Origin of the sequence: Catenuloplanes japonicus, from assembly GCF_000717135.1 — a bacterium.
In the GTDB taxonomy this organism is placed as follows: Bacteria; Actinomycetota; Actinomycetes; order Mycobacteriales; family Micromonosporaceae; genus Catenuloplanes; species Catenuloplanes japonicus.
Window position 1 is genome coordinate 1 of sequence record NZ_JNXY01000109.1, and the last position, 262, is coordinate 262.

At 60.3% G+C, this 262-nt stretch carries 1 protein-coding gene; it reads left to right on the forward strand.

The features are described from left to right. Nucleotides 1-262 (forward strand): AAA family ATPase (locus OP04_RS48205; RefSeq protein ID WP_033346826.1); only part of this gene is annotated, 262 nt, incomplete at both ends.

Below are 262 nucleotides of genomic sequence, written 5' to 3' on the forward strand. Positions count from 1 at the left end.
TGCAGATTCTGGAGGACGGTCGTCTGACGGATGGTCAGGGCCGGATCGTGGACTTCAAGAACACGGTCATCATCCTGACCACGAACCTGGGCACCCGTGATGTCGCGAAGGCGGTGTCGCTGGGCTTCCAGGCGTCGGAGGACCAGGAGTCGAATTACGAGCGGATGAAGCAGAAGGTCAACGACGAGCTGAAGCAGCACTTCCGCCCGGAGTTCCTGAACCGCATCGACGACACCATCGTCTTCCACCAGCTCCAGCAGGA